Origin of the sequence: Povalibacter sp. (assembly GCF_036735925.1) — a bacterium.
Lineage (GTDB): Bacteria > Pseudomonadota > Gammaproteobacteria > Steroidobacterales > Steroidobacteraceae > Steroidobacter.
Genome location: NZ_DAINNK010000126.1, coordinates 1 through 7,792 on the forward strand (window position 1 = coordinate 1; position 7,792 = coordinate 7,792).

The 7,792-nt window shown below is 62.9% G+C and carries 5 protein-coding genes; all 5 read right to left on the reverse strand.

Translation table 11 applies throughout. The features are described from left to right. A partial coding sequence (locus V7D81_RS22125; protein WP_324320403.1) for an alpha-amylase family glycosyl hydrolase occupies positions 1-597 on the reverse strand: 597 nt, incomplete at its 3' end. An 80-nt stretch (positions 598-677) separates the two neighbouring features. Next, positions 678-2,168, reverse strand: coding sequence for a tryptophan halogenase family protein (locus tag V7D81_RS22130; RefSeq protein ID WP_324320405.1), 1,491 nt, complete (start codon positions 2,166-2,168; stop codon positions 678-680). A 96-nt stretch (positions 2,169-2,264) separates the two neighbouring features. Beyond that, positions 2,265-5,102: a TonB-dependent receptor gene (locus tag V7D81_RS22135; protein WP_324320407.1), complete on the reverse strand. Its 2,838-nt coding sequence runs from the start codon at positions 5,100-5,102 to the stop codon at positions 2,265-2,267. A gap of 66 nt (positions 5,103-5,168) precedes the next feature. Beyond that, entirely contained in the window at positions 5,169-7,229 is a 2,061-nt protein-coding gene (locus V7D81_RS22140) for a glycoside hydrolase family 97 protein (RefSeq protein ID WP_324320409.1), read from the reverse strand. 119 nt (positions 7,230-7,348) lie between these two features. Beyond that, a partial coding sequence (locus V7D81_RS22145) for an alpha-amylase family glycosyl hydrolase (RefSeq protein WP_324320411.1) occupies positions 7,349-7,792 on the reverse strand: 444 nt, incomplete at its 5' end.

The window sequence follows — 7,792 nt, forward strand, 5'->3', positions numbered from 1 at the left end:
ATCCCGCGGGATGCCGGCCGCATAGTCGCAGCGAAAACCATCGAGATCGAAGTCCCGCAACCAGCGCACGAGCATTCCGCTCATGTACTGGCGCAGTGCCGGATTTGAGTAGTCGAGCTGGGCGACGTCCACCCAGTCCGGATTCGGCGGCACGATTCGACCGCTGGCGTCGCGTTTGTACCAGTCCGGATGCTTCTCCATCAGCACCGAATCCCACGACGTATGGTTGGCGACGATGTCGATGAACACCTTCATGTTGCGCTGATGGGCGGCGGCAACGAGGGCCTTCAGATCTTCCGCCGTACCGTAGGCAGGATCGATCGCATCGTAATCACGCACCGCATACGGGCTGCCGAGGCTTCCTTTCGCCTTGAGTTTGCCCATGGGGTGAATGGGCATCAGCCATACGACGTCGACACCCAGACTCTTCAGTCTGTCCAGCTGCGCGGTCACTCCCTTCAGATCCGCGCCCGGCGAGAAGGCTCGCGGAAACACTTCGTAGATCACGGCGTCGTGCAGCCAGTCCGGACTTTGCCGCGCCAGCGGGCGACTCGCGTCCGCTGCGTAAGCTGCAACACCCAGCAACAGCTGGAGCACAGCGAGAAGAGTGAAGGCCGCGCACGTTCTTGCGCGGGCCGGTCGCCAGTCGAAGCTCATCCCCTGCCCTCTCTCGATGTTCATGTCGCGGCGGCACAATGCCGCGCGATGAAGTCTGCGTGACCCGGCAACTGCCGGGCCGCATGATCGATCAGCCGACGCAGATCCTGCAGATAGGTCTGACGGTCACCCGGCGCCACGGTCGAAACGAATGGATGCGTTTCCCGCGGACGCACTCCCTGACCCCACAGGACCTGCAGCCAGCTCGTCAACTGGAAGAGATCGTCCGTGGCGCAGAAGATGCCGGCTGTCTCGCGGAACAACTCGATGCGGTGACGCAACGAATCCGGAATCGACAGGTTCCGGCACGCATCCCACAGCGGCTCGCCGCGCCGGTTGTTCGCGTGATAGTGGAGCACGATGAAATCGCGGATGTACTCGTACTCGGCGGCCGCGGCCCGGTTGAACTCGCGACGCCGTTCCTCGACGTCGCCGCGATGCGGAAACAGCAGGATCAGTCGCTGGATCGCGACCTGGATGAGATGGATCGCGGTCGATTCGAGCGGCTCGACGAAACCGCTCGCGAGCCCCAGGCACACGACATTCCGGTTCCAGAGCTGACGACGCCTGCCGGTGGTGAAGCGGATCAGCCGCGGCTCGGCCAGTGGCTCGGATTCGAGATTCGCCAGCAACGTTTCTCGCGCACGCTCATCGCTCATATGCGCCGAACTGTAGACATGGCCATTGCCGGTGCGATGCTGCAGCGGAATCCGCCATTGCCAGCCCGCCTCGCGAGCCGTGGCACGTGTATACGGCAGCAGCGGATCGACACGTCGCGATGGAACCGCCCACGCGCGATCGCAGGGTAGCCACTGCGACCAGTCCTCGTATTCGGTGCCGAGGGCCTTGCCGATGAGCAGGGCGCGAAAGCCCGTGCAATCGATGAAGAAGTCCGCCGCCAGTTCGCGTCCATCGGTCAGCCGCAAGGCATGGACGTCACCGCTCTCCGGGTCCAGCCGCACATCCGCGATGACGCCGTCGATTTGCCGCACTCCGCTGTGTTGCGCCAGACGCGAGAGGTAGGCGGCGTAGAGCGACGCGTCGAAATGGAAGGCCCACGTGAGTCCGGCGAGCGGCGTATCAGGCACCCGTTCGAGCCGCGCAAATCGCGCCTGCTTCGCTGCCTGATGGTTCAGGCTGTAATCCCACAGCGCGCCTGCCTGATCGCGAAGCCAGTAATGATGAAAAGGGACATAGGCGAGGTCACGGCCGACCGGCCCGAAGGCATGCATGTAGGCATGCCCCTTCTCGTACCAGTCGACGAATTCGATGCCGAGCTTGTACGTACCGTGCGTCGACCGGAGAAAGTCGTCCTCGTCGATACACAGCATGCGGTTGAACTGCGCGATGGCCGGGATCGTGGCCTCGCCGACGCCCACGATGCCGATCTCGGAGGATTCGACCAGCGTGATCTGCAGCCTGGGCCCGAGCACGCGGGCGAGAGCGGCCGCCGCCATCCATCCGGCAGTGCCGCCGCCCGCAATGACGACCGATCTGACTTCCTGATTCATTGCCGCGCCACGATGAAAAAAGAGGCACACCCGCCGGCATCATGCCAGCGGGTGCGCAGTCCTGCTCAGGGGGGAGCGGAACAAGACTCGACGTCCCTAGAACTTGTAGGTGACGGCGAACGAGTACACCGGACCGTACTTCTGATACTTCACGAGCTGATACGAATCCTCGCCCACGGCGCTCAGTACGAACGGCTCGTCGGTCAGGTTGGTGCCGGTCAGGCTGAGGCTCAGACCCTCCAGCGCCCCCGCCCCGAACGAGTACCCGACCTGCGCATCGATCAGCGATTCGGCCTTGACGGTGTTGAGCGTCAGCGAAGAATCGAACGCCGGCACTTCGCCGACGAAATCGCCGCGATAGCGGTTGCTCACGCGCGCCGAGAAGCCGCCTCTTTCGAAGTACAGCGTCGAGTTCACGACTTCCTCGGACAGGCCGGGCACCGGCGTTTCCGCGCCGTTGATCGTGATCTTCGAGTCGTTCTTCGCGCCGCTGAGGATGAAACCGAATCCGTCGAGCGCATCGGCGAACAGCGACAACGGCACCGACGCCGTGAACTCGGCACCCCGGATCCAGCCGCCGCTGTCGTTCACCTTGACTGTCGAGATGCCGGTGCGATTGGCATCCGCTTCGGTGTACATCGTCGGATCGTCGGGCGAGGTCTGGTCCGGCAGCAGCACGCCTTCGAAGCTCGTGATGCTCGAGCTGTTGACGATGTAGGTCGTCAGGTCCTTGTAGTAGATCGCGAACGAGAGGTACGCCCGGCTCTCGAAATACTTCTCGAGCGACAGATCGAACGTGTTCGCCTCCCAGGGCCGCAGTTCCGGATTGCCGCCGCCGGAACGCTTCCAGTAATACGTGTCCCCGCCATCGATCACCGGAGCGCCGTTCGGCTGCACCGTGTAGCCTGCGCCGCCGGCCAGGTCGTCCATGCGGGGGCGGGCCTGCGTGATCGCAGCGCCGAAACGCAGCTTCATGTCATTCGGCAGCTCGAGCGCCAGGTTCAGGCTGGGCAGCACGTCCGTGTACTTGTCGCCCTGAGTGACGATCGAATAGTTGAGATCCGTCGTGCCCGGGATGACCGTGCCCGAGGTATAGCCGATGTCGGAAGACTGATCCGTCGTGACGCTCATCAGGCCGATGTTGCCCGTGAGCGGCAGACTGCCGACCTGGGTATTGATTCCCAGCTTCAGGAACACGGTCGTGAGCTTCTCGGTGACCTTCCACGTGTTGGTCACGTCGGAGATGCGGTCGTTGATGTTCGCGTTGGGATCGTCGATGGCGTCGATCGGCTGCCAGAAACCGCTGCGATAGATCCCCAGGGCGTCGTACCCGACGATGCCGTGCGGCGTGCCGAAGAACGACGAATCGGTAATGCCCGTGCGGTACTGCTCCGGAATCGCGGCGTGGGAAATGTCCCCCGGCAGCCACAGGATGCTCTGCCAGTTCTGTTTGTCCTTGGTGCGCTCTGCGTAGTTGACGCCGAAGCCGACGCTGTCGATGAACGAGTCGAGCGTGCGATTGGCCGAGAGACGGATCGCCTTGATCTCGTCCTCGATCTTCGGGTGTCCCACGAAGCCCGAACGACGCGGACCGCCGCCCCAGTTGCCCGGATCGGTCAGGAAGATCGTGTCGTAGTCGCTGTAGTCGAGCGATGGGTTGAGGTGCGAGATGCCATTGCCGTCCGTCGTGAAGGAGATGGTTTCCGGTTGCGCCATGAATGACGGATCCGGATACACGCCCTCGATGGCGGCCTTGCCATTGCCTGCCGTGGATTCCAGACGCAGATCGTCGCGCTCGACCTTCGAGTAGCTGAGATCGAGGTTCACGCCCCAGTAGTCGTTGATGTCGTACTGCGTATTCAGGCCGATCGAATCGACATCGGCCCGGCGGTCGTTGTTGTAGTTCTCGACGACCTGGAAAGGCACGTTGGTGAACGTGCCGGAAGTGACACGGCCATTCACGACTTCACCCGGATTGGTCAATGTCGCGCCGGACCAGATCGTGCCGTACTCGAGACGCTGGATGGTCTGCAGTTCCTTGAAGTCCGAGTGATAGGCATCGAGCACCATGTGCAACTGATCAGTCGGCCTGTACTCGACCACGGCCATGTAGGCCATGCGCTCGTAGTAGGACGACTGGACGCCGTCCTTGTCGCCGCCGATCACCTTGACGCCCGGCATTCCCGGCGCATCCGCGTAGCCCCACGGTTCGCGGGTCTGTGCCTGGTACGGAGTCTTGTTGTAGGCCAGGCCGAGCGCCACACCCAGCGTGCCGTCGGCGAACTGGTCGATGTAGGTGGCGTTGGCGCGATCACCATCGCGGTCCAGGCCGGGGATGTTCGCTTCCTGACCGTCGTATTCCTTGCGATAGGTCACTGCGGCCGTGCGCTTGCCGAAGTCGAGCGGATGCACCGTCTGGATGTCCGTGGTGCCGGCGATGCCCTGATACGCCATGCCCGCATCCGGCGTCTTGTAGATCTTGACCTGATTCACCAGCTCCGACGGGTACTGGTCGAACTCGACCGTGCGATTGTCGTTCGTCGTGGCCTGCTCGCGGCCGTTAAACGTCGTCACGGTGAAGTCGGGGCCGAGACCGCGGATCGACAGCGTCTGCGCGCGACCGTTGGTGCGCTGTGCGGCGATACCCGGCAGCCGCGCGATGGATTCGGCAATCGAGGAGTCCGGCAGTTTGCCGATGTCTTCGGCGGAAACGGCCTCGACGATCGACGTGTCGTTCTTCTTGACCGAGATCGCGCTCTCGATGCTCGCCCGGATGCCCGTGACGATGACTTCCTCGACGTCCGCTGCCGTGTCCTGCGCCATCGTGGCAGTCGCGCTCATGCCCATCAGTGCGGCGCCCAACAGCATGTTCGACTGCAAACGCAGTGCTCCGCGCACTGCACCCGCGAGTGCCGTCTGCCTGTATGTACTCATCGTCGTTCCCCCTGTTGTCTGGCGCCTGCGAGCGCCGGTCATTTCAATGAATCGGTAAGAGCGCTCTCAGCGTCTTCCTGCTGCGAAACGAATCGCCGCACCGCCGCCTGCCGCGAGAGGCAGCGTCAGCGTGTCGTCGCGCGTCACCTCACGCGTTTCGATGGCGATGGCATGCGGCTTGGCCTTCCAGTCGGCGCCCTCGCCGTCGCGGTAGATCTGCGCGGTGTAGCGACGGCCTTCATCCAGAAAATCCAGCTTGGCCGTAACCGTTCGCGCGTTCTCGTCCGTCACGCTGCCGATGTACCAGTCGTCGCTGTTGCGATCCTTGCGCGCGATGGTCACGAAGTCGCCGACTTCGCCGTTCAGCACCTGCGTCTGCGACCAGTCGACCGGCACGTCCTTGATGAACTGGAACGGCTTCGGATATTTCTCATAGTTCTCGGGCAGATCCGCGGCCATCTGGATCGGGCTGTAGAGCACGACGTACGTCGCGAGCTGCTTGGCGATCGTCGACTGTATCTGCAGGCCATCGCGGCCCTTGAGGCTCAGCACCCCTGGCGTGAAATCCATCGGCCCGCCGAGCATGCGCGTGAACACCAGAATCGATTCGTGTTCCGGCGGATTCGGCGGCGAGCCCCACGCGTTGTATTCCATGCCGCGCGCACCTTCGCGCGCCACCCAGTTCGGATAGGTGCGACGCAGGCCCGTGTCCTTGATGGGCTCATGCGCATTGACCGCGATGTGGCGTTTCGCCGCTTCCGTCACGACCTTGAGGTGATGACGCGACATCACCTGCCCGTCATGCCATTCGAAACGGAGACTGCCGTCCGCGGCCTTCGCCTTGATGCCGCCGGCATCGGCAACGTAACCCGTCTTGACCGAATCGATGCCGAGACGTTGATAGAGATCGAGTCCGGCTTCGAGCTGTTCTTCGTAGTGCGCGATGTTGCCCGAGGTCTCGTGGTGACCGATCAGGTGTACGCCCTTCTTCTTCGCATAGGCTGCGAGCTGTTCGATGTCGAAATCGGGATAAGCCTCGGTGAAGCTGAAGCTCTCGCCGTTCGCGAACCAGTCCGCTTCCCAACCCTTGTTCCATCCCTCGACCAGTACCCCGCGGAAACCGTTCTTCGCCGCGAAGTCGATCATGCGCTTCGTGTTCGCCGTGGTGGCACCGTGCTTCGGGCCGGCTTCCCACGTCTGGGTGTTGAGGTGCATGCCCCACCAGATGCCGACGTACTTGAAGGGCTTCACCCAGGACACATCGCCGAGCTTGTTGGGCTCGTTGAGATTCAGGATCAGGTCGGACATCGCTAGCCCGCCGGCGCTGTCGGCGATCTGCAGCGTGCGCCATGGCGTCGTGAACGGCGCAGTGCGAACGACTTTCGGTCCGGATGCCGACGGCGACAGGACAGTCTTCAGACGCTGGCCCTCCACACGACGCAGCCACATCGCCGAGTAATCCACCAGCGCGGCTTCGTGAATGGCGATGTGCAGTCCGGCGTCGGTGCGCAGCGTGACCGGCGTATGCGCCTGGCTCAGTTCCTCGAGCGGCGTCGTGCTGTAGAGATATTCGTAGCGGTTCCACTCGCCGCCCGGAATCCACCACGCGGTGGCCGGATCGACGACATCGAACTCCGTCAGCTCTTCGACGATATTGACGGTGTGCAGCGAGGCCTGATCGGGGAATTCGTAGCGGAAGCCGACGCCGTCGTCATAGACGCGGAACGTCACGTCGAGACTGCGCTTCAGTCCGTTGCGCTCCGTGAAGCGCACGCGCAGCTCATTGAAACGATTGCGAACGAAGCGTCGCTCGCCCCAGGGCTGTTCCCAGGTGTCATCGCTGCTGCGGGTCTGCTGCGAATCGATGACGAAGTTCCGTTCGAGCTTGGGCGCGTCGGCGAGGATGAAGCCGAGCCGCGATGCATCGATCACCGGCTTGCCCTTGCGCGCAATGGCGTACTGCGGCCGGCCTTCGTCATTGACGTTCACGATCACGCTCAGCACGGCACCGGGCGAAGACACCGTCGCAGCAGACTGCGCATGGGCCAGCCCGAGCTGGAGTGCCAGCAATATCAGTACGCACAGCCGATGGATGCCCGCAGCATTCATGCGGCGAAGCACCTGCATGCGTCGTGACGATTCGGTCGAAACCTCATGCATCCCCCTGCCGATCGTTCGTTGCGGGAAATCGTAGGACTGGCGCAACGAGGCAAACAATGGCCTACATACGTATTCATTCGTTTCATTCACACCGCTGCAAACACGACGGCGTGCGGCGGCAACGACAAGTGCTGTCCCTGCAGTTCGCCCTGAAACACGCCCGCACTGGCAATCTGTCGATACGGTGCAAGCTCCGCGAGTTCGAGCTCGACGCGATGCGACGACAGATTGAAGGCCGCAAACATGCGGTCCGCACCTTCGCCGCGGACGAACGCCACGACGGGTTCCGGCACATCGAGGAAACGGATCGCGCCGCTCACGAGCACCGGATGCTCGCGACGCCAGCGCAGGAATGAACGGAAGTTATTCAGCGTCGAATCGGGACCCGACTCCTGCCGGGATACGCATAGATCACGATGCTCCTTCGCCAACGGCAACCACGGGGCGACACTGGAGAATCCGCCATGCGCGCCATCGTTCCATGGCATCGGCGTACGACAGCCATCGCGGCCCTTGAAATTCGGCCAGAA

Bases quoted from the DNA above. Each gene is read 5' to 3' on its own strand.
- V7D81_RS22140 (WP_324320409.1), bottom strand. From the start codon at position 7,229: ATGCAGGTGCTTCGCCGCATGAATGCTGCGGGCATCCATCGGCTGTGC.
- V7D81_RS22130 (WP_324320405.1), bottom strand. From the start codon at position 2,168: ATGAATCAGGAAGTCAGATCGGTCGTCATTGCGGGCGGCGGCACTGCC.
- V7D81_RS22135 (WP_324320407.1), bottom strand. From the start codon at position 5,102: ATGAGTACATACAGGCAGACGGCACTCGCGGGTGCAGTGCGCGGAGCA.